This is a genomic window from Veillonellales bacterium (genome assembly GCA_039680175.1).
Lineage (GTDB): Bacteria > Bacillota > Negativicutes > JAAYSF01 > JAAYSF01 > JBDKTO01.
In genome coordinates, this window is sequence record JBDKTO010000001.1 from 1 (window position 1) to 22,807 (window position 22,807).

The 22,807-nt window shown below is 43.5% G+C and carries 22 protein-coding genes; 21 read left to right on the plus strand and 1 reads right to left on the minus strand.

The window, feature by feature from the left end; all coding sequences use genetic code 11:
- The first annotated feature begins 590 nt into the window (after positions 1–590).
- From ABFC84_00005 to nrdG, 5 genes are all read left to right on the plus strand, one after another.
- Entirely contained in the window at positions 591–806 is a 216-nt protein-coding gene (locus ABFC84_00005; protein ID MEN6411129.1) for a DUF1653 domain-containing protein, read from the plus strand.
- 328 nt (positions 807–1,134) lie between these two features.
- Complete coding sequence (locus tag ABFC84_00010; GenBank protein ID MEN6411130.1) at positions 1,135–1,302, plus strand: aspartyl-phosphate phosphatase Spo0E family protein; 168 nt, start codon at positions 1,135–1,137, stop codon at positions 1,300–1,302.
- A 505-nt stretch (positions 1,303–1,807) separates the two neighbouring features.
- Positions 1,808–2,080 (plus strand): YlmC/YmxH family sporulation protein, encoded by a 273-nt coding sequence (locus ABFC84_00015; GenBank protein MEN6411131.1) that lies wholly within the window; start codon positions 1,808–1,810, stop codon positions 2,078–2,080.
- Between the two features lie 191 nt (positions 2,081–2,271).
- Positions 2,272–2,745, plus strand: coding sequence for a transcriptional regulator NrdR (gene nrdR, locus ABFC84_00020; GenBank protein MEN6411132.1), 474 nt, complete (start codon positions 2,272–2,274; stop codon positions 2,743–2,745).
- 86 nt (positions 2,746–2,831) lie between these two features.
- Complete coding sequence (gene nrdG, locus ABFC84_00025; GenBank protein MEN6411133.1) at positions 2,832–3,428, plus strand: anaerobic ribonucleoside-triphosphate reductase activating protein; 597 nt, start codon at positions 2,832–2,834, stop codon at positions 3,426–3,428.
- 60 nt (positions 3,429–3,488) lie between these two features.
- Here nrdG and ABFC84_00030 read toward each other — a convergent pair whose 3' ends face one another.
- Positions 3,489–3,821 (minus strand): ArsC/Spx/MgsR family protein, encoded by a 333-nt coding sequence (locus tag ABFC84_00030; GenBank protein ID MEN6411134.1) that lies wholly within the window; start codon positions 3,819–3,821, stop codon positions 3,489–3,491.
- A gap of 95 nt (positions 3,822–3,916) precedes the next feature.
- On the opposite strand from ABFC84_00030, the gene ABFC84_00035 reads away from it, so the two are divergent.
- From ABFC84_00035 to ABFC84_00110, 16 genes are all read left to right on the plus strand, one after another.
- The gene (locus ABFC84_00035; protein MEN6411135.1) at positions 3,917–7,582 is read left to right on the plus strand and encodes a PolC-type DNA polymerase III; all 3,666 of its coding nucleotides are present in this window, start codon (positions 3,917–3,919) and stop codon (positions 7,580–7,582) included.
- Positions 7,583–7,792: 210 nt separating this feature from the next.
- A complete protein-coding gene (gene rimP / locus ABFC84_00040; protein MEN6411136.1) occupies positions 7,793–8,251 on the plus strand; it encodes a ribosome maturation factor RimP in 459 nt (152 codons plus the stop codon).
- A 31-nt stretch (positions 8,252–8,282) separates the two neighbouring features.
- Positions 8,283–9,335, plus strand: coding sequence for a transcription termination factor NusA (nusA, locus tag ABFC84_00045; GenBank protein ID MEN6411137.1), 1,053 nt, complete (start codon positions 8,283–8,285; stop codon positions 9,333–9,335).
- Between the two features lie 5 nt (positions 9,336–9,340).
- Positions 9,341–9,607 carry a YlxR family protein gene (locus tag ABFC84_00050; protein MEN6411138.1) on the plus strand — a complete coding sequence of 89 codons (267 nt, stop codon included), beginning with the start codon at positions 9,341–9,343 and terminating at the stop codon, positions 9,605–9,607.
- Positions 9,604–9,909: a ribosomal L7Ae/L30e/S12e/Gadd45 family protein gene (locus tag ABFC84_00055; protein ID MEN6411139.1), complete on the plus strand. Its 306-nt coding sequence runs from the start codon at positions 9,604–9,606 to the stop codon at positions 9,907–9,909. The genes ABFC84_00050 and ABFC84_00055 overlap by 4 nt, the downstream gene beginning before the upstream one ends.
- A 36-nt stretch (positions 9,910–9,945) precedes the next feature.
- Positions 9,946–12,423, plus strand: coding sequence for a translation initiation factor IF-2 (gene infB, locus ABFC84_00060; protein MEN6411140.1), 2,478 nt, complete (start codon positions 9,946–9,948; stop codon positions 12,421–12,423).
- Between the two features lie 23 nt (positions 12,424–12,446).
- The gene (rbfA, locus tag ABFC84_00065; protein MEN6411141.1) at positions 12,447–12,800 is read left to right on the plus strand and encodes a 30S ribosome-binding factor RbfA; all 354 of its coding nucleotides are present in this window, start codon (positions 12,447–12,449) and stop codon (positions 12,798–12,800) included.
- Positions 12,801–12,805: 5 nt separating this feature from the next.
- Positions 12,806–13,759 (plus strand): bifunctional oligoribonuclease/PAP phosphatase NrnA, encoded by a 954-nt coding sequence (locus ABFC84_00070; GenBank protein MEN6411142.1) that lies wholly within the window; start codon positions 12,806–12,808, stop codon positions 13,757–13,759.
- Positions 13,756–14,631: a tRNA pseudouridine(55) synthase TruB gene (gene truB, locus ABFC84_00075; protein ID MEN6411143.1), complete on the plus strand. Its 876-nt coding sequence runs from the start codon at positions 13,756–13,758 to the stop codon at positions 14,629–14,631. The genes ABFC84_00070 and truB overlap by 4 nt, the downstream gene beginning before the upstream one ends.
- 39 nt (positions 14,632–14,670) lie before the next feature.
- On the plus strand, positions 14,671–15,609 hold the full coding sequence (locus tag ABFC84_00080) for a bifunctional riboflavin kinase/FAD synthetase (protein ID MEN6411144.1): 939 nt from the start codon (positions 14,671–14,673) through the stop codon (positions 15,607–15,609).
- 159 nt (positions 15,610–15,768) lie between these two features.
- Positions 15,769–16,035, plus strand: a complete 267-nt coding sequence (gene rpsO / locus ABFC84_00085; GenBank protein ID MEN6411145.1) for a 30S ribosomal protein S15 — start codon at positions 15,769–15,771, stop codon at positions 16,033–16,035.
- Between the two features lie 134 nt (positions 16,036–16,169).
- Positions 16,170–18,263, plus strand: coding sequence for a polyribonucleotide nucleotidyltransferase (gene pnp / locus ABFC84_00090; protein ID MEN6411146.1), 2,094 nt, complete (start codon positions 16,170–16,172; stop codon positions 18,261–18,263).
- Between the two features lie 83 nt (positions 18,264–18,346).
- Entirely contained in the window at positions 18,347–19,087 is a 741-nt protein-coding gene (locus ABFC84_00095; GenBank protein MEN6411147.1) for a polysaccharide deacetylase family protein, read from the plus strand.
- 146 nt (positions 19,088–19,233) lie between these two features.
- Complete coding sequence (locus ABFC84_00100) at positions 19,234–20,475, plus strand: glycosyl hydrolase family 18 protein (GenBank protein ID MEN6411148.1); 1,242 nt, start codon at positions 19,234–19,236, stop codon at positions 20,473–20,475.
- 39 nt (positions 20,476–20,514) lie between these two features.
- Positions 20,515–21,408, plus strand: a complete 894-nt coding sequence (locus ABFC84_00105; GenBank protein ID MEN6411149.1) for an N-acetylmuramoyl-L-alanine amidase — start codon at positions 20,515–20,517, stop codon at positions 21,406–21,408.
- Between the two features lie 130 nt (positions 21,409–21,538).
- Entirely contained in the window at positions 21,539–22,798 is a 1,260-nt protein-coding gene (locus tag ABFC84_00110) for a pitrilysin family protein (GenBank protein ID MEN6411150.1), read from the plus strand.
- The last annotated feature ends 9 nt before the right edge of the window (positions 22,799–22,807 follow it).

Sequence of the window (22,807 nt, forward strand, 5' to 3'; positions counted from 1 at the left end):
TTGTTCGGCTGATTTTTGGATTGCTGGCCAAGCATCAGCTTTACTCTCAAAGTGGAGTAAGCCAAGCTTAACATTCCCATATATTACCTTTTCTTTTCGGCTATGGAAAAGGCTTATTAAGTGTACGTTCTTTTCAGAATTCGTTTACAATTCTTTATTTTTTCGGGCTTGACATATTACCAGATTGCTTAACTTAAGTCCTTAATGATTAGAAGCGAAGATATAACACATAGCACGATCATAATTGCAGTGGTAAAAGTATTTTTGTAGGCGCTTTGAATCGCAATGCTTGCTAATGTCAGAAGAACAAATCCAACAAGTATCTTTTTCATGTTATGGCTGATTGAATTTGGGTAGAATATGTTTAAAGGAATGTTAGCTTAAAGAACTCTACCTAACCCAATGATTGACCTCCTCTTTATGTATTTGTTAATATTTTTCTTAGCTAGCTTTATAGTATCATATATAGAGATAATTTTGAAATCACTTTTCATAAATAGATAAGATTATTTTGCGCCCTCCGGGGAGCTTTTACCTTTGCAATGCAAACTGATATAATAACATTATTCTATATTACAAGGAGAGAGCGAATGAACGAAATAAAGCCCGGTAAATACAAACATTTCAAAGGTAACATGTATCAAGTGTTGTTTGTTGCCATTCATAGCGAAACTGAAGAGCCACTAGTAATATACAAAGCGTTGTATGGTGAGCAAAAGATATGGGCAAGGCCATTGAAAATGTTTGTAGAAACCGTTGAACATGATGATAAAATAGTGCCAAGATTTGAATATTTATCAGACTAAGCGTTCGAATTAGCACAAAATCAGTCCACTAGCAAAACCCATAGAATCAGCACTTCGCGGTATCATTGGACGGGGGCCCGGATGGTGCCGTTTTCAGTGCGGCAATGAGAGAACAGTATTTTTTGTCAAGGAAGTCTCTTTTTGCCGAATAATGTATAAAAATGGTAAATGAGGCGTCCTTTGGGGCGCTTTTTTTATACCTAAAGCAATAAAAGCAATAACAATGCAGGGTAATACAAAAAAAATATGAAATTTGATGGTTAGATAGTAAACGGCAAAATCCTTTAGCCCTTTCTGGTATTCTGACGGGAGAAAGGGGGGATTTTGTATGAATAAGAAAGAGATGATAAGTCAGATTGAAGCATTACGGCACACTCTAAACGAAAACAGCTGCGGAAAAAGTTTTATTGATCCAGAAGTTTTAGCACTTAGCAGACGCTTAGATGAATTATTAAATGAATATCAAAAAATGTTACAAAGAAAGGGTATCAAGTGAAAGAGCCGTCCAGATTCAAAATTAATTTTAATAATCACCGCTTATAGATCGTAAACATCCTAATATTTATATCCACTTTTTTTATCCCGGCATAATGCTGCCGGGATTTTTTACCTTTTGCCGCTTTAAGGTAGTTAGTAATTATTATTTACAAAATACCACTATTATAGTATGATTTAATTAATCTAATTCCAGTTAAATAAAAGGATGTGGAATGATATGTTTAAGAAAATTGGTCAATTTCTATTACAATTTCTAGGAGTCCTAGCTTATCCTTTCATATTCGTTGCAGGAGTCATAGCGCTCATTTTTTCACCAATTATTAGTCTATTAAGAAGTATTTTTGGATCAAGTAAAAAATGTTAAACAATCGCCTATACTACGGTATAAGACGTTTTATAATAGTAACGCCTTGACATATAATGAAGAAAAATGCCCTAATCCTGCTTTGCGCATTTCTGCATAATTCACATTATCTAAAATATAATGTAGCGGGGGTGCGGAAATGGGAGACGTTATCGTATGTGTATCTGACCTGAAGTTAAAAGAGGTCATTAATGTACTGGATGGCAAACGGCTTGGCACCATAACGGATATAGAAATTGATGTGGATGCCGGTAAACTAACGGCTATCGTTGTACCAGGCGCAGGCAAATTTTTGGGCTTGTTTGGGCGAAATGAAGACATTGTAATACCATGGGAAAAGATTAAAAAAATTGGGTTTGATGTTATTTTAGTGGAAACAGCAGCTTTCGCTGAACTCACTCAACATGAGTAAAAAAAATCTCTAACCTTGAACTATGAGGTTAGAGATTTTTTTAAAAACAAGTAAAAAAATTAATTTTTAGCAGGAATAATACAATATATAGCGTAATCAATAACTAGATAAATACAATATGTGGTAAGATAAGAAGAAGCTATTGGTATTATACCAAATAACAGCAGGAATAAGCAATGGGGGCATAAATTGTGCGTTGTCCGTTTTGTGGATGTGACGAGAGCAAGGTAATTGATTCCCGTGCAGCGGAAGAGGGAAGTTCCATTCGGCGCCGGCGGGAGTGTTTTACTTGTGGGCGGCGCTTTACTACCTATGAGGTCGTTGAGCAGCTGCCACTGATGGTGGTGAAAAAAGACGGCCGGCGAGTTATATTTGACCGGTCTAAAATTTTAAACGGGATACTGCGAGCTTGCCAAAAACGGCCCATACCAATCAGTACGATGGAAGCATTAGCCGAAAAGGTAGAAAAGGAAATTCGTAATACCATGGAGCGGGAAGTTTCGAGTCAATTGATTGGTGAAATGGTCATGCAGTATCTGAAAGAGATTGATCAGGTTGCATACGTACGGTTTGCTTCGGTTTATCGTCAATTTGCCGACATCAACAACTTTATGCAGGAACTGGAAGCCCTGATGAAAACCCAGACAAAAAAAGAGCCTTATTGATTCTGATTTTTGCCCGTCCTGCAATGCTGCATCGATTAGAAGAGTTCGGAGAATTACCGGTTGCCTGAGTGCGGTAGAACGATTTAATGCGGCGGAATGCTGAGTTTAAAGAACGTGTGGTTCATATTTGGCCGTATGATTTAGAAAGGATGACCTCAATGCTCCGTTATGCAGATATAATCGATGAATCCGTTGTTGATGGATTAGGAATTCGGGTGACGGCTTTTTTTCAAGGCTGTCCCAGACACTGTGAAGGCTGTCATAACCCGAATCTGCTTACTATGACTGGTGGAAAAGAAATCAGTGAGAACGAATTTGTAGATTTGCTGCTGAGTAAGCTTTCGCCGCTTCATAAAGGGGTTACTTTTAGTGGCGGTGATCCACTGGCCCAAGCGGAAGCGCTGTTACATGTAGTTTCTTTGCTTAAACAGCAAAAGCCCCAAATAGATATATGGGTTTATACCGGTTTCGTGTTTGAAGAGGTGCTTTCTCTGCCGGTGATGAACCTGATTGATGTTTTGGTGGATGGGCCTTTTATTGCCGCACAAAAGGATTTAAGTTTAGCTTTTCGTGGTTCGGCGAATCAAAGAATTATTGATGTACCGAAATCATTGACAGCAGGGAGAGTTATTGAAGCGGTCATTGAAAACTCTTTTCGCAGCAGGCAGGTTAGTTTCATGTAGCACTGTAGCGGCGGAATGGTTTAAAATAATATTAACCCCGACGACATGCCGGGGTTAATATTATTGCCATTTCTTCCATATGTCGGGCTGATAGCCGACGGTAGCCTGGGTGCCGTTTCGAACAATAGGAGTTTTGTATAACAATGGATTCTGTAAAAGTACTGTTTCAATATCATGAATGATATATTTCAAATTGCGTTTTTGATATTCTTTACTTTCCGTATCGATTAAATGAGTGATTCCGATTACTGATTTGACACGATTTAATTCGCCTTTGCTAAGGCCTGTTATCGTTAAGTCGATAAATTGGAATTTAATGTTTCTTTCTTTAAAATAACGTTGCGCTTTTTTTGTTTCCTGGCATTTTTTTGTTCCAAAGATTTGAATGTTCATATGTGCGCCTCACCGATTCATAATTTAGTGTTAATCATTGCGTGTTATTATTTTATTATATGGTTTTTGAAGCTGAGGTAAAAGAGGGTTCTACTATGTATAGTTATTGTATCATACCGGATTGTGATAAAGATTTGAACTTTTTTTTGGCAGATATGATGTTCTCAGCCAGTGATAAAGAACTTATGGAAAGATGCCGGGTGTCGAAGGTTGAGGTAGACACCTCGACTAGTTCTTGGCTTATTTGCGTGGACGCGCCGCAGAAAATCCCGCAACAACTGGTGAACCGGATTGCAAAACAGCTTTGTAATCGTTGCGGGCTGAACAAAGTTGAGCTTAAGCAAAATATTAAAACATTAGCACGTTACCTGGAACAGGAATGGGAAAGCTTTATCGGACAGGTTGCCAAAGACAACCCGGCCTTAAAACATTTGCTGGTTGCTGCCGACTGGCATTTGCAGGGGACAACATTAACGATCGAAACGTCCGGTGATCTTTCCGGTGAACTGATGACGGAATATGGCATTATCCATAATATGCAGTCTTATATTTTGGCGGAGTTTCATCAGCATTGCGAAGTAGAGTGTATCACTTCAGCCGCAGAGTGCAATAATACTTGCGAGGAAGATTTATTAACTCCCGAATATTTGGAAGCTTTAACAGAATGCCTGACGCCAAGTACCAAAAGGGCTGCCGATAATCCGTTGATTTTCGGACGGAAAATTAAAGATTCGCCCCAACCGATCAGCATGATTCAGGACGAAGGGCGCAATATTGTTATTCAAGGACAAATGATAAACTATGAGATGCGGGAATTGCGTTCGGGAAGGAGATTACTTACTTTTGATATTAGCGATCGGGACGACGGCATCAGCGGCAAAGTGTTTTTTGATGACAAGGAGCAGGGGCAAAAGGTAGAAGCTGCCTTAAGCCAGGGCATGACAGTCAAGGTAAAAGGAAGTGTGCAGTACGACAAATATTCCAATGAATTGGCGATGTTTGCCGATAGTATGCTGCGGGTGGAACTAGAGCAGCGGCAGGATAACGCGGCGGTCACCCGGCTGGAACTTCATGCCCATACCCAGATGAGCAATATGGATGCTGTGGTTTCAGCAAAACAGCTGATCCAGACAGCAGCCAAATGGGGCCATCCGGCGATTGCGATAACGGATCACGGAGTGATACAAGCCTTCCCCGAGGCACAGGATGTTGCTGCCAAGACGGGTATAAAAGTGATTTACGGCATGGAAGGCTACTTGTTTGAAAATGATATTAACCAAGCGCGGCATATCGTTATTTTAGCGCAAAATATGATTGGATTGCGCAATTTATACCGTTTAGTCTCTTTATCCCATTTGAAATATTTGCATCGCACGCCGCGGATACCACGCACCATTCTGGCGGAATACCGAGAGGGACTGCTGTTCGGATCGGCCTGTGAAGCCGGGGAATTGATTCAGGCCATCCTTCATGATGCCAGCGAAGAAGAACTGCTTAAAATTGCTGCTTTTTACGATTATCTGGAAATACAGCCGATTGGCAATAACGCTTTTTTGGTGCGGGAAGGCAAAGTAGCGGATGATAATGCTTTGCAGCAGATTAACCGAAAGGTATGTGAGCTGGGGGAAAAACTGGGGAAACTGGTTGTGGCAACTTGTGATGTCCATTTTCTGAATCCGGAAGATGAAATTTACCGGCGGATTTTAATGACCGGCAAGGGGTATGCAGATGCGGATCACCAGCCTCCGTTGTTTTTCCGGACTACGGAGGAAATGCTGGCGGAATTTTCTTATCTGGGGCAGGAAAAGGCTCAGGAGATTGTAATCGAAAATCCCCGCCGCATTAATGAGCGAATTGAAACAATCAAACCTATACCGGATGAATTGTATTCTCCCCAAATTCCCGGAGCGGAAGAACAGATCAGTTCTATGTCCTATCAACGAGCAGAAGAACTTTACGGCAACCCATTACCGGAAATCGTAGCCACACGATTAAAAACAGAATTGGATTCTATTATCAATCATGGGTTTGCCGTATTGTATTTGATTGCCCACAAATTGGTGAAAAAATCCCTTGATGACGGATATTTGGTCGGATCCCGTGGCTCGGTAGGATCTTCCTTTGTAGCTACCATGACCAATATTACCGAGGTGAATTCCCTGCCGCCTCACTGGCGCTGCGAGAAATGCAAGCACTCCGAATTCGTTACCGACGGCAGTGTTGGCAGCGGTTTTGATCTTCCGGACAAGGAATGCCCCAATTGCCACATTCCCATGAAAAAGGATGGACATGATATTCCTTTTGCTGTTTTTATGGGATTCCATGGCGATAAAGTTCCCGATATTGACTTAAACTTTTCCGGCGATTATCAGCCGGTTGCCCACAAATATACAGAAGAATTATTTGGCAAGGATAATGTATTCCGGGCGGGAACAATTGCTACAATCGCGGATAAAACGGCTTATGGCTATGTCAAGAACTATTTTACTGACAAGGGCATTATTCCGCGTAATGCTTATATTAACAGTTTAGTGGCCGGCTGTACGGGCGTGAAACGGACAACCGGGCAGCATCCCGGCGGCATTATGGTTATTCCCCGGGATATGGATGTTCATCATTTTACCCCGATTCAGCGGCCGGCCGATGATAAAAATTCAACCACAATAACGACTCATTTTGACTATCATTCTATCAGCAGCCGTTTGGTAAAATTGGACATACTGGGGCATGATGATCCTACGGTTATTCGCATGTTGGAAGACTTAACCGGCCTTGATGCCAAAAATATACCCTTTGACGATGCGGCAACTATGAGCTTATTTTGCTCACCCCAGGCATTGAACGTTACAGCCGAGCAGCTTGGCAGCAAAGTAGGAACATTCGGTATTCCGGAATTCGGCACCAAATTTGTCCGCCAGATGCTGGAGGACACTATGCCCAAGACATTCAGTGAACTGGTTCGTATCAGCGGCTTTTCCCACGGTACGGACGTCTGGCTTAATAATGCCCAGGATTTGATAAAGAACGGGACCGCGAAGCTGTCAGAAGCCATTTCGGCACGGGATGATATTATGCTCTATCTAATCCATAAAGGAGTAGAACCGCAGCTTGCCTTTAAAATCATGGAATGTGTCCGTAAAGGCAAGGGCGTGAAACCGGAAGACGTTGAAAAAATGCGGGAAAAAGACGTTCCAGAATGGTATGTGGAATCTTGTCAAAAGATTAAATATATGTTTCCTAAAGCTCACGCTGTGGCCTATGTTATGATGGCGTATCGAATTGCCTATTGTAAAGTGCATCATCCTAAGGCGTTTTATGCATCGTATTTTTCTGTCCGGGCTACAGAATTTGATGCGGATCTTATCCTTCAAGGAGAAAATGCTTTGCGATCCCAATTGAGGGAATTTGAACAAAAAGGCAATGCAATGACCGCGAAAGAAAAGGGGCTACAAACGATTCTGGAACTGGCATTGGAAATGATTTTGCGAGGGTTCCAATTTCGCCGGGTTGATTTGTATCAGTCGGATGCCACTAAATTTTTGCTTTGCGATGAGGGCTTGCTGCCGCCGCTAGCTGCATTACAGGGCGTTGGCGATAATGCGGCTCGGAATATAGTGGCGGCTCGGCAGGAACATCATTTTTCTTCGGCTGAAGATTTAAGGATACGGAGTCATATATCAAAAACAGTCATTGATATATTAAAAGGTCACGGCTGCCTGGATGATTTGCCGGAGACCGATCAAATGATTCTATTCGCTTAATAAAAGGAATGACAAGTTTTTTGTTGTAAAAGAAATTCCTCAGTGCTATAATTGAAATGATAATTGTGGCTGTGCGTCTAAGAGTGGGTAGAAAAACCCACTCTTTCATCTTATTATTGTTAGTTCTTCGGTTTTAATCAAGGTATAAGGTAATATGCTGTTAGGCAACACTAAGGATAGAAGGATTTTCTTAGTCAGGAGGTAATTGGCATGTCAAGAGAAAAAGTTGAAACTTTGGTTGAAAAACTTGTACTTGAGATAATTCAGGATACTGAATTGGAATTAGTCGATGTGGAATACATAAAAGAACACGATTGGTATTTACGCGTTTTTTTAGATAAAACCGATGGGATTGAAGTCGAAGACTGTCAGATGGTGAGCGAAAAGCTAGAGGCAAAGCTAGATGAAATCGATCCGATTCCGGAAAGCTACTATTTGGAAGTTTCTTCACCAGGGCTTGACCGCGTCCTAAAAAAAGAGAAAGATTTTGTTCGGCATGTCGGAGATAAAGTGGAAATTAGTACTTTTGCGCCGATTGACGGGAAGAAAACCATTGTCGGTACACTCAAAGGATTGAGTGACGGTGAGATTCACCTTGATATTGACGGAATCAAGCTGGATATACCGAAAGCAAAGACAGCACAAGTTAGGCTATACATAGATTTTTAAAATAGGGAAAATTGAATAGGGGGAATTATGGGTGAACGCGGAATTTATGCAGGCCTTTGAGCAATTAGGAAAAGAAAAGGGGATTGCACCTGAAATTTTGTTTGATGCGATCGAAGCGGCGCTGATTTCAGCTTACAAGCGTAACTTTGGTTCGGCGCAAAACGTAAGGGTATCGTTGGATCGTGAGACAGGGGAGATTCATGTTTATGCGCGAAAAACTGTTGTAGAGACACTAACCGATTCGCGGCTGGAAATGGATTTGACGGAAGCACGGGCGATAGATGCCCGCTATGAGCTGGACGATATCGTCGAAGTAGAAGTCACTCCGAAAAATTTCGGACGCATCGCTGCGCAAACGGCAAAACAGGTTGTTGTGCAGCGGATTCGCGAAGCAGAACGAGGTATTATTTATGAAGAATTTTCCAACAGGGAAAGCGATATCCTGACCGGTATTGTCCAGCGGATGGAACAAAAGAATGTATTTATTGATCTGGGAAAGGCAGAAGCAATTTTAGCTCCTTCCGAGCAAATTGCCGGTGAAGTTTACAAACATGGAGATCGATTAAAAACCTATATCATTGAAGTTAAAAAGACGACGAAAGGGCCGCAGATTTTAGTCTCACGGACTCATCCGGGACTGTTGAAACGGCTATTTGAACTGGAAGTGCCGGAGATCCATGATGGGGTTGTTGAAATTAAATCAGTGGCTCGTGAGCCGGGTATGCGTTCTAAAATTGCCGTCTATTCACGGGATGAAAATGTGGATCCGGTTGGGGCTTGTGTCGGTCATAAAGGAATGCGGGTTCAGACGATTGTCAATGAATTAAAAGGAGAAAAAATTGACATTGTGAAATGGAATACGGATCCTGCTAAATATATAGCAAATGCGTTAAGTCCGGCTAAAGTGGTTGCGGTAGAAGTAAATGAGGTTGAAAAAGTATCTAAAGTAGTAGTGCCGGATTATCAATTATCATTAGCTATTGGCAAGGAAGGTCAGAATGCCAGACTTGCTGCCAAGTTAACCGGTTGGAAGATTGACATCAAGAGCGAATCCCAAGCTCAAGCTGTGACACAGGAGGAGTAATAGCCATGGCACAAAAAAAAATTCCTCAACGGATGTGTGTCGGTTGCCAGCAAATGAAGAATAAAAAAGAATTAATGCGTGTTGTTCGGACACCGGAAGGGGAAATCCTGCTGGATGTTACCGGCAAAAAGTCAGGACGTGGTGCGTATGTATGCGCCGGTGAACAATGCCTGGCAAAAGCCTTTAAAGAAAAAAGACTGGAACGGGCGCTGAAACAGGAGATTGATCCCGGGATATATGAACAATTGCGTATTCAAATTGAAAAAATATGAAGGAAAAAAAGCTAACGTCCCTTTTAGGATTGGCACAAAAGGCGGGTAAAATAGTATCTGGGGAACTGGCAGTGGAAAAGGCGGTTCGAGCCGGTAAGGCGAAGATAGTAGTCGTTGCGTCAGACTCTTCGGAAAGTACAAAAAAAAATTACCATGATATGGCAGCCTATTATAAGATACCAATTTATGAGGGACTATCAAAACAGCAAATGGGCTTGTGTATTGGCAAGGCCAACCGTGCGGTAGTGGCAATTATTGATGAGGGATTTAGCCGGATTGTAGCAGACGCTTTGCTGCAATAATTGAAACGGGAGAGAAAGAAAATCGGGGGTGGATCAATGTCCAAATATAGAATATACGAACTCGCTAAGGAGTTTAATACAACAAGTAAAGTAATTATAGATATTTTGGCTCGTAATAACATGGTAGCAAAAAATCATATGAGCAGCGTCGATGATGAAGCGAAGGCGATTGTAAATCGGACTTTTGCCAGAAAGACGGATGTTCCGGAACAAACTGCTGGAGGCAATAAACCGGTTACCGCTCAGAATCAGCAAGCGAGTGCTAAGCTGTCACGCGAAAATAAAGCTTCCACATCGCCGCAGCAAAGACCTACTAATAGTCAGCGACAACAACAGTACTCCCAGCCGCAAAGGAACCATTCAAATCAACCGAAACAACAGTCGCAGTCATATCAGCAAACAAGAACGGCGAATAATCAGGCACAGCGTCCATCACAAACTCAAAGAAATTATGGACAAGGAACACAACAGCCACGGCCTTCACAAAACCAGCAGCATTCAAATCAACCGCGCCCTGCAAACGCAGGCTTTAGAAATCAGCAGCGCCCGGATCATAAACCGGCTTCCACCGGACAGTCTCAGCAAAATCAACGGACTCAGGTGAATACCAATACCAATGGAAATGGTAATAAAAGGCAGCAAAATTTTCATAATCAAAACCGTCCCCAGGGACGTTATTCACAAAACCGCCAACAGTCACAGTATTCATCCCGCCATCATTCTCGTCCGGCAGCGGCAGCTGCCGTAAAAACAGAGCATCCAACTCCCAAACTAATTAAACTGGGCGGCCCGCTAACTGTAAAAGAACTGGCGGGCAAAATAGGCCGGGAAGTGGGAGAAGTCATAAAGAAGCTCATGATGCTGGGAATTATGGCAAGCATCAACCAGGAAGTAGATCTGGATACGGCCACCATTTTGGCGGGAGAATTTGGGACTAAGGTAGAAGAACTGCCACCGGAGGAAGACCCGACAGAAATCCCTGAAATTGAAGATGATCCTGCGACATTAGTGTTAAGACCGCCGGTTGTTACGGTTATGGGCCATGTTGACCACGGTAAAACATCGTTGTTGGATGTAATTCGCCGGGCCCATGTTACTGCTCACGAGGCTGGCGGTATAACACAACATATCGGAGCCTATCAGGTTGTATCACAAGGCAAGAAAATTGTTTTTCTGGATACTCCCGGGCATGAAGCATTCACTGCTATGAGGGCGAGGGGAGCACAGGTAACCGATATAGCAGTATTGGTTGTGGCTGCGGATGACGGTGTTATGCCGCAAACGATAGAAGCCATTAATCATGCGAAATCGGCGAAAGTCCCAATTATCGTTGCCATCAACAAAATGGATAGGCCTGGAGCTAATCCGGATCGTGTGAAACAACAGCTGGGTGAACATGGCCTGATTCCGGAAGACTGGGGCGGCGATACGATCATGGTTCCGGTTTCCGCCCATCAAAAAACAGGGATTACCGAGCTGTTGGACATGATTCTTCTGGTTGCAGAGATGCAGGAGATCAAGGCGAATCCCAATCGTGCGGCTTTCGGGACGATTATTGAGGCTCAGCTCGACAAAGGCCGTGGCCCGGTAGCCACAGTTCTGGTACAAAAGGGAACATTGCGGATAGGCGATTCCATTATTGCCGGTACCACCTATGGCAAAGTCCGGGCGATGATCAATGATCGGGGTGAAAAAGTTAAGAAGGCGGAGCCTTCTACACCAGTTGAAGTGCTGGGACTGGCCGATGTTCCGGAGGCCGGTGATGTTTTGGCGGCCGTTGAAGAAAAAGTTGCCCGTTCCGTAGCGGAAAAGCGTATAGCCAAAAAACGTACGGATGAATTAATGCAATCCCAAAAGGTTTCGCTGGATGATTTATTCAAGCAGATTCAGGAAGGTAACATAAAGGACCTGAATATTGTAGTTAAGGCTGATGTTCAGGGATCTATAGAAGCATTGAATCAGTCTCTTTTGGCCTTAAATACGAATAAGGAAGTACGTGTCAGCATTGTTCATGCCGGGGTTGGAGCCATTAATGAGTCGGATGTTTTGTTAGCATCGGCAGCCAACGCGCTGATTATTGGATTTAATGTTCGTCCTGACGCTAATGCCAGGAAGGCGGCGGAAACTGAAAAAATCGATATTCGGACCTACCGAGTTATCTATGAGGCGATTAATGACGTCGAGGCAGCCATGACAGGTATGCTTGCTCCTCAATATAAAGAGGTTATCCAGGGACGGGTGGAAATTCGAAAAGTATTTACAATATCCAAGGTAGTAATAGCCGGTGCTTATGTATTAGAAGGTAAAATCACCAGCACATCAAAAATTCGAATTATTCGTGACGGTATTGTGGTTCATGAAGGAGAACTTGAATCGCTGAGGCGGTTTAAAGATGATGTTAAGGAAGTGGCTGCCGGGTATGAATGCGGTATTTCAGTAGAGAAGTATCGTGATTTAAAAGAAGGCGACATTATTGAGGTTTGTGCCATGGAAGAGGTTAAGCCAAATAGTTAATTTGTCGGAACGGAGGAGAATGTATGGGACAACTCCGGGTTGAAAAAGTGCAGGAATTGATAAAGCAGGAGCTCAGTAAAATTATTTTGACTGAGTTGAAAGATCCCCGGATTGGGTTTGTTACAGTTACGAATGTGAATGTTACCGGCGATTTGCGAAGCGCCAAGGTATATTTAAGCTTAATGGGCAGTGATGACCAAAAAACTGCTACTTGGACGGGGCTGCAGAATGCGCTTGGTTATCTGCGCTCGGAAATTGGGAAGCGGATTCGTTTGCGGTTTACGCCGGAGCTTTCGCTGCATTTGGATGATTCTTTAAATTATAGTGCACGGATTCAGGAATTGCTGCTAAAAATTAAACATGAAGAGGATAATTAAATCATATGGAATGTTCGTTACAATCTGCCGCCAATCTCATATTGCAAGCTGAGACCATTGTGATTACCGCTCACGTTCATCCGGACGGAGACAGTCTTGGTTCTATGCTGGCGCTTTATCAGTATCTTGAGGCTAAAGGGAAGAATGTTCAAATGCTGTTGGATGATACGCTGCCAGTGTTATACGAGTTTCTTCCCGGCATTCAAAAAATTCATCGTTCGACTGAGCCGCCGATCGACGCGGATTTATTGGTCATTCTTGATGCCAGCGATGAAGAACGCATCGGTAAAATCGGAAAACTGGTTAAGGCAGCGGTTTTAAATATTGATCATCACATTTCCAACACCAAATTTGCTGATTACTGGTATATTGACAGCGCCGCCGCCGCTACGGGAGAGGTTATTCTGGCTATGTTAAAACTTATGGATGCCCAGATTTCTCCGGATATGGCGGTATGCCTTTATACGGCGATTGCCACTGACTGCGGCTTCTTTCGCTATGCCAATACTTCAGCGCAGACACTGCGGTATGCCGCTGATCTGGTGGAATGCGGTGTAAAGCCCCATCTCATCTCGGAATATGTAGATGTCAGGCCGCTCAGCAGCTTACTGATTCTGCAGAAAGCCCTGGGGACTCTGGAACTTTACTGCAACGGTAAAATTGCTGCTATTACAATTTCTCAATCTTTACTGGATGACGACGACAGTACGGAAGGATTGGTGAATTATCCGCGCAACATTGTTGGCGTAGAAATTGCTATCTTATTTAAATTTGTTGAGGCGGGTGTATGCAGAATCAGCTTCCGTTCGAAAAATGCCGATGTGAGTCGGCTGGCACTGGAATTTGGCGGCGGGGGACATATCCGGGCAGCTGGCTGTACCGTGAAGGGAACAGTGGAAGAAACGAAACGGAAAGTAATTGCTGCGGCCAAACGGCAGCTTCAGGAGCTGCCGGCATGACGGGAGGGCTGCTCAACGTATTAAAGCCGCCGGGGATGACTTCCCATGATGTCGTATCGTTTATTCGGAAAACTTACGGGATGAAGCGGGTTGGTCATGGAGGAACTCTTGATCCTGGCGCCGCCGGAGTTTTGCCGGTGGCGCTGGGGCAAGCTACCCGCTTGATTGAGTATATCACCGCCGCCGATAAAAGTTATCGTGTGGAATTAACTTTCGGCTATGAAACGGATACCGGTGACGACACCGGCAAAGTGATTCATACTGCCGACTATGATATGCCGGCGCCAGAACAGCTGCAGGACGTCCTGCAGTCTTTTACCGGCATTAACCGGCAAATTCCTCCCATGCATTCTGCTATCAAAGTAAATGGAAAGAAGCTGTACGAATTGGCTAGGATCGGTATTAGCATTGATCGTCCGGCAAGAGAGATTGAAATTAGCCGGATTACTTTACTAAAGGTATTTCCAACCGGGATTCTATTTGACGTCACATGCTCTAAGGGAACCTATATTCGCAGTTTATGCCGGGATCTGGGAACGAAGCTGGGCTGTCCGGCAGTGATGTCTTTTCTGGTTCGTACAAGAGTTGGAAAGTTTTTATTGTCCGATGCGCTGACGGTAGAAGAACTGGCGCTAAAACCGGAATTGCTTTTGGCAGATCCATTCCTTTGTTTACCGAAAGTCAGCCTTTCTCATGATAAGGCGCAGGCTTTTACTTATGGTAAGAGCATTTTTTGTGAAGAATTGTGTGAAACTTTATATGGGGTTTATGATGAGCAAAAATCTTTTTTGGGGATTGGGAAAAAATCAGCTTGTGCTTCAGTGCTTATCCCTGTGAAAGTTTTGTCGTGTCAAGGTAAAACGCTGCTATAGCAGCATTTTGGATTGATGTTGATATGTGAGGAGAATTGTATGGAAGTATTGACCCAAATGACCAATATAAGCCGGCAATATCAGAGAATTGCCGTCGCTTTAGGAACTTTTGACGGAGTTCATATCGGTCACCAACGAATCATTAATCGTGCAATTGAGTATGCCAAGGAAAAAAATGGAACTAGTGTTGTATTTACCTTCAGCAACCATCCATTATCCGTTGTGGCGCCAGAGCGGTGCCCCTTGCAAATTATCACCTCGGAGTACAAGGAGAAAATACTCGGCCGCATGGGGGTTGATGTATTGCTGTCTATTCCTTTTACTCCCCAGTTTCTAAAACTTTCACCGGAAGCGTTTCTGCAACTTTTACAGGACAATCTTCAGCCTGATTATATTGTAGTCGGGCCTAATTATTCTTTCGGCTATAAAAGTGCCGGGACGCCCGAGCTGTTGAAAACGGCGGGCAAGGCCGGTCATTTTCAAGTGGAAATACATCCGCCGGTTTACGCCAAAAAAAATTTGGTAAGCAGCACTTTGATCAGGCAGCTGGCGGCGGATGGTGATGTTTTTCAGGCAGCCGGATTACTGGGCCGTCCCTTACGTATTCAGGGCAATGTGGTGTCTGGCAATCAAAGGGGTGGAGGATTACTGGGGTATCCGACCGCAAATCTTGCTATTGCTCCCGGAATGGTTGTACCGGCCGATGGGGTGTATGCCGTAGCCGTTTTTTATGATCAGCATTCTTTTAATGGCGTTGCCAACATCGGAAGCAATCCTACCTTTGCGGGAACGGAGCGTAGAATAGAAGTGCATTTGCTGAATTTTGCCGGGAATTTGTATGGTAGCACTATTTCGCTGGATTTTTTCGCGCGGCTTCGCGGTGAAAAAACTTTTTCCAGTGCCGCTGCCCTGAAGCAACAGATTCATAATGATGTAGCAGCTGCCCGGCAGATATTGGGGAAAAGCAAGTATTCGTAGTAATGACAGCTCCTCTTATATTTACAATGAGAAGCATATGTGATAAACTAATATAGTTATTTGAATGTTTTCCACAAACGTGAACCATGGCGAGGATAATCGAGTCTCCGGCGATTCTCTTGGCTATTGGGGATATTGAGAAAAAAGGAGGTGACCATAATGCTGACAGCAGAACAAAAGCAAGATTTAATTGGGAAATATCGTTTACATGAAGCCGATACCGGATCTCCCGAAGTTCAAATTGCTATTTTAACGGAACGGATTAATTATTTAACCGAACATTTGAAAGAGCATAAAAAGGATCATCATTCCCGTCGGGGATTGTTAAAAATGGTAGGTCAGCGCAGAGGATTACTTAATTATTTGCGTGATAATGATATTGAGCGATATCGTGTCATTCTTCAAAAACTGAATCTTAGAAAGTGAGAAAAGCGGATTGCAATCCGCTTTTCTTTATTTTTTAGGGTTAAGACAGAATAAAAAAGGGAATAATAAAAAAAATGTCGAAGAACTAAACTTTGGAAAAAAGAAAAGGGGCAATAAGAGGAGGAAAACTAAATATGCATAGTTTCGAAATGCAGCTAGGCGGTCGTAAGCTGGTCATTGAAGCAGGGAAAATGGCTAAGCAGGCAAATGGGGCGGTTCTTGTCCGCTATGGTGATACGGCAGTATTAGTTACTGCGACTGCTTCCGCCGAACCAAGGGAAGGAATTGATTTCTTTCCTTTAACAGTTGACTACGAAGAAAAACTTTATTCTGTAGGAAAAATTCCGGGAGGCTTTATCAAACGGGAAGGGCGTCCCAGCGAAGCCGCAATTCTCTCGGGACGTTTGATTGATAGACCGATTCGGCCGTTATTTGCCGAAGGATTTCGGAATGATGTTCAAGTGGTGGCTACTGTATTATCGGTAGATCAGAATAATCCTCCGGATATACCGGCCATGATCGGCGCTTCCTGCGCGCTGTCTATTTCCGATATTCCTTTTAACGGGCCGATTGCCGGCGTTCGCGTTGGCCGGATTAACAATGAATTTATTATAAATCCTACAGTTAAGCAGCAGGCGCAGAGTGAGCTGAATCTTGTCGTTGCCGGCACCAAAGATGCTGTGTTGATGGTAGAAGCAGGCGCCAAGCAATTACCGGAGGATATTATTTTAGCGGCCATTGCCTTTGGCCATCAAGTTGTTCAGGAAATTGTCGAGCTTCAGGAGAATATTGTGGAGCAAATTGGCAAGCCAAAACGTGAGATTAAACTGTATGAGGCACCGGAGGAAATCACGCAGGCGGTTCAGGACTATGTGACGGATAAATTAACGGTTGCCGTAAAGAATCCGGATAAGCTTTCCCGGGAAGAAAATATTAAGCAAGTGAAAGCAGAAACAGCGGAATATTTTGCAGCAATTTATCCCGATAATGATAAAGAAGTAAAGTATGTAATGCAGAAGGTTCTCAAAAAAGTTGTCCGCAGGATGATTTCTGTTGATAAAATCAGGCCGGACGGACGCAGCCTGGAGGAAGTTCGTCCAATCACCTGCGAAGTAGGGTTATTGGCAAGAACACATGGTTCCGCTCTGTTCACCCGGGGACAGACCCAGGCTTTGACTATTACGACACTTGGCCCGATCGCTGATGAACAAATTCTTGACGGCCTCGGAGTGGAAGAATCAAAACGCTATATCCACCATTATAATTTTCCGGCTTACAGTGTTGGTGAAACAAAACCTGCCCGCAGTCCTGGAAGAAGGGAAATTGGTCATGGCGCTTTAGCGGAGCGGGCCTTATTACCGGTAATTCCTTCCGAAGCGGAGTTTCCTTATACGATTCGTCTTGTTTCGGAAATTCTGGAATCAAACGGATCCAGTTCTATGGCCAGCGTATGCGGCAGCACTCTGTCCTTGATGGATGCCGGAGTACCGATTAAATTACCTGTTTCGGGCGTTGCAATGGGCCTGGTCAAAGAAGGCGACCATTATACAATTTTAACGGATATTCAGGGAATGGAAGATGCACTGGGCGATATGGACTTTAAGGTAGCCGGGACAGTAAACGGTGTTACCGCTATTCAAATGGATATTAAAATTGCCGGAATTACTCAGGAAATTTTAACTGCCGCTTTGGCACAGGCCAGGCGTGGCAGGATGCATATTATGGGCAAGATACTTGATGCAATTAAAGAGCCGCGGGCCGAATTATCCCCGTTTGCACCGCGGATTATTACCATGCAAATTGATCCGGATAAAATTCGCGATGTAATTGGACCGGGCGGTAAAACGATTAAAAAGATAATTGATGAAACAGGCGTTACGATTGACATTGAAGATGATGGTAAAGTTTTTATTGCAGCAGTGGATGTGGAAGCCGGGCAAAAAGCCATCCGGATTATTGAAACCTTGGTTCGGGATGTGGAAGTCGGTGGAATATATGTGGGTAAGGTAACCCGCCTGATGAATTTTGGGGCATTTGTGGAAATTTTACCGGGAAAAGAAGGATTAGTTCATATTTCTCAGCTGGCTTTGGAAAGAGTAGCGAAGGTGGAAGACGTCGTTAAAGTGGGCGATGAAATTACAGTCAAGGTTACTGAAATTGATCGCCAGGGCCGGGTCAACCTGTCCCATAAAGAAGTCCTTAAGGCAGAACAAAATAAAAAAGAATAATGTTCTGAAAACATAGACCACTGCGGTTTATGTTTTTTTTTTAGCGTATGAAATCACCAAACGGATCATAGATTGTAGAAATAATGCTTGCTATAGTAGAGGTGATTTCCCTGAAATATGTATTCGTTGCCCATATCCGACAGTGGTATATTATTTTTGCCGCCAGCGTTTTTCTGGTAATAGCAGCATTGGCGGGAATTATGCAGCCGGTTTTGAATCAATCGGCCGGCAGCAAGCCGCAGCCGATTTTTCAGGGTAATGGGGCCAAGCCGCAGATTGCCTTTGCCTGTAATGTGTTTTGGGGTGAAGAATTTTTACCCCGAATGCTGGATACTTTGGCTGACAATCATATTACAATTACTTTTTTTATCGGCGGCAGCTGGGCGAAACGGTATCCGCAAATTCTTGCCGATATAGCCGGCCGGGGACATGAACTGGCCAATCATTCATATAGTCATCCTCATCCGAATGCCCTTGACAAGGGGAAAAATAAGGAACAAATAGTGAAAACCGAGCAGCTGGTTCAGGAAATTACCGGCATGAAAACACAGTTGTATGCTCCGCCTTATGGCGAATATAATGATACCGTGCTTATGGCTGCCGATGAATTAGGCTATAAAACAATTATGTGGAGTATCGACACGATTGACTGGCAGCGGCCTCCGGCAGATGTTATTATTAATCGGGTCATGAAAAAAGTTCATAATGGTGCCATTATTCTTATTCATCCGACGGCCAATACAGCCGAAGCGCTACCCCGCTTAATTCAACAGCTTCAGGCTTCCGGATATCAAATAACCAGTGTATCTGATATACTAAAATAAAAAAACAGGCATAAATTGGCCTGGTTTTTTTATTGTCACAAAAATTTATATATGGTATTATGTTTACATAAAACATAACCATAATTATATTTTGCTATTGCCATTCCTCGTCGGCGGAAGCGGCAGGATAGAATGGAGGTTAGTGAATGAAAAGTTATAAGGTTGCTTTTATTTGGTTTTTGGTTATTGCAATGTTTGCAGTGATGAATATACCGTCTGCACCGGTTTACGCTTTTTCAGCGAGAGATTTACTGGGACAAACTACCGGTGCCAGTATTGACGATAATGTTAAAGGAGTTTCATCCGGTGGCGGTTTGGCGGATTTGTTGCTCGGCTTACTGTTTGGAAAATTATTCGGTAATATTCTGAATACCAATGCAGATTCATCAAAGGATGTAGGCTCGTCGTCGGCGTGGCTGAGCGGCACTGGAACAAAAGAGATAGCAGGTTTTTATGCTGAATGGTGGGGGGAAGACACATCTTCTTATAAGGATATGGTCAGTCACACGGATGTTTTGAAAACAATTATTCCTTTTTGGGCTACGTTGCAGGAAGATGGAACAGTGACTGAGCGCGGTGGCAATGACCATTCATCGGTAGTTAAAACGGCCCACCAGAACCATATTTCCGTACTGCTGATGGTAAATAATGCGACTGAGGGAAAGACGGCTACACCGATTCATACGGTCTTGACGGATCCTGCGCTGCGAACGAAAGCGGTTGACAGTATAGAAACATACATTAAAAAGTACGATCTTGATGGCATCAATATTGACTTTGAATCGGTACCGGCACAGGACCGTAACCAGCTGTCAGCATTTATGAAAGAATTGTCGGCTCGGTTGAAGCCCCAGGGGTATGTGATTTCTATTGATGTCTTTCCTAAACAAGATGAATCCAATGATATTGCGATGGCTTATGATTATGCTCAACTGGCGAAATCTGCCGATAAAATTATGATAATGACCTATGACTATCATGGCAGCTGGAGTGATGCCGGACCGGTTGCTGATGTTCGCTGGGTAGAGAATTGTCTCCGCTATGCTTTACAATTTATTCCTAAGAATAAAATTTATCTTGGGATTGCCGGGTATGGTTATGATTGGTCCAGTAAAGGGGTAGAAAGTCTGGAATATCAACCGATTATGAATTTAGTGCAGCGGTTCAATGTACCTGTACTGTGGGACCAGTCAGCGAAATCGCCGCATTTTTCCTATACTGGAACCGATGGTATAACCCATCAGGTGTGGTACGAAAATAAGGAAAGCTTGCAATATAAACTGGATCTGGTTAATCAGTATGATATTGCCGGTACAGCTTTATGGAAGCTGGGGGAAGAGGATCCAGGCTATTGGCAGGTATTTAAGGACAAGCTGCTGAAAAAATAGCAAATTAACGCTGCAAATTATAGTTGTGGGAGGATTATCGTGTATAGAAATCAATTAGTAGCAAAATTTTTGCTGATGGTACTGTTGTTGATTGTCATTGCTCCTGTCCCCGTTACTCATGCTGCCGGAATCGATAATGTAATCGGCAATCTGGCATCGTCTACGATTGCTTCTCCAAGCGACGGCAATAGCAGTTCCGGGTTGCTTAATTCGTTATTTAGTTTGATTTTTGACAAGCTCTTAGGGCCGATTCTTAATCTTCTGGGGGGAGGAAGCCATTCCTCCAGTTCTTCCGCAACGTCACCGGTGAAGGTCACACCGCTGCCATCACCGGCAGGAAGTTCCAGTACTGTACAGGATAACGGGGTGTTGAGAGGGAAGGTGATTGTTGTTGATCCGGGACACGGCGGCAGCAATCCCGGAGCAGTGGCGAATAACACCCGTGAGTCGGATAATAATTTGGCGGTAGGGCTTAAACTGCAAGGTTTGCTTACCCAGGCAGGAGCAAAAGTTATTATGACCCGGGATATGGATCGAACCGTTGCGCGGGAAGGAAGCACCCTTGGCCAGGAACTCCAGGCTCGTGTCGATTTGGCGGAGACCAATCATGCCGACATTTTTGTTAGTATTCATTCGAATGAAAATCCCGATAGTAATGTTGCCGGGGCCATGACATTTTATTCCAGCGGAAAGTCACCGGATTTAGCCACGGAAGTGCAAAGCGCTTTAATTAAGGAAACCGGCGCTGTTGACAAGGGGACTTCAACGGCAACTTACTATGTGCTGCGTAATACCACTATGCCGGGAATATTAGTGGAAATGGGATTTGTTTCTAATCAGGCGGAAGCGGCACGATTGCAAAATGATGCATATCGCGGCAGCATAGCTCGGGGTATTTTTAACGGGATTGTTAAGTATTTTAATCGTTCCTGATAGGAAAAACAGAGGTAGCAATATCTCTGTTTTTCACATGTTCGATTCGTTTACGAATATAATAATAAAAGCAGGATATTTGCTGGAGAAAAGGGAAAATAGTCTATACATTAAAAAAAAGGAGTATTCTATGTATCATAAAACTGTATTACCGAATGGGATCAGAGTTGTTTCAGAAATGATTCCCTATGTTAAGTCCGTTACGCTGGGAATATGGGTAGGGACTGGTTCCCGGGCCGAAGACGATTGTAATCATGGCATTTCCCATTTTATTGAACATCTTATGTTCAAAGGAACCCAAACCCGTTCTGCCAAAATTATCGCCGAAACGGTGGATGCGGTTGGCGGTCAATTAAATGCTTTTACGGCCAAGGAGCATACTTGCTACTATATGAAAGTGATTGACACGCACTTAGAGCTGGCTCTTGATATTCTCAGCGATATGCTGCTGGAGTCTAAATTTGATGCGGAAGATATCGACCGTGAACGGGAAGTTGTGTTAGAAGAAGTTCATATGTATGAGGATGCTCCTGATGAATTAGTTCATGACATTCATTTAGATAAGGTTTGGGCAGGACACCCTCTGGGAAGAAATATACTGGGCAGCATTGAGTCGATAAAACGCTTTGACCGTGATATGGTGGAAAAATATTATCGTGAGCACTACACCCCGGATAATATTGTTATCGCTGCGGCAGGAAATTTGCAGCATCAGGAGTTAGTGGAGAAAGTCCAGCGCTTTTTTGGCAAGCTTGCCGGATCCCAGAAAAAGTCGGTCACTATCGCTCCGGTTCTTCAGCCTGTTCGCACGATACAGGCTAAAGAAACGGAACAAGTCCATATTTGTTTAGGAACTAATAGTTATCCCCAAAATTCAGCAGAACGATATACCGTTCATGTAATTAATAATATTTTAGGCGGAGGCATTAGTTCGCGGTTGTTTCAGACGATTCGGGAAGAACGCGGGCTGGCCTATTCGATTTATTCTTATCAGGCGAATTATAGTGATGCCGGTCTGTTTACAGTCTATGCCGGCACCCGGCCGGGAAATGCCGATCAGGTTACCGGCTTGATTATGCAGAATATCCTGGAGTTAAAAGAATCGGGTATTACCGAGGAAGAGCTAATTAAATCGAAGGAGCAGCTGAAAGGTAATTTATTGCTTGGCTTAGAAAGCTCAAGCAGTCGCATGTCCCGTTTAGGTAAGATGGAAATTACCTTGGGAAAGTATGTTTCTTTGGATGAGATTGTTGAAAAAATTGATCGCATTTCTTTAACCGACATTGAACCGGTTCTTTATTCTTTGTTTACTCCGGATACGATCTGTTTTACCGCCCTTGGGCCGATAAATGCTGACCAAATATCTTTTGACTTTGGCAGCAAATTATAATTCAGTAGG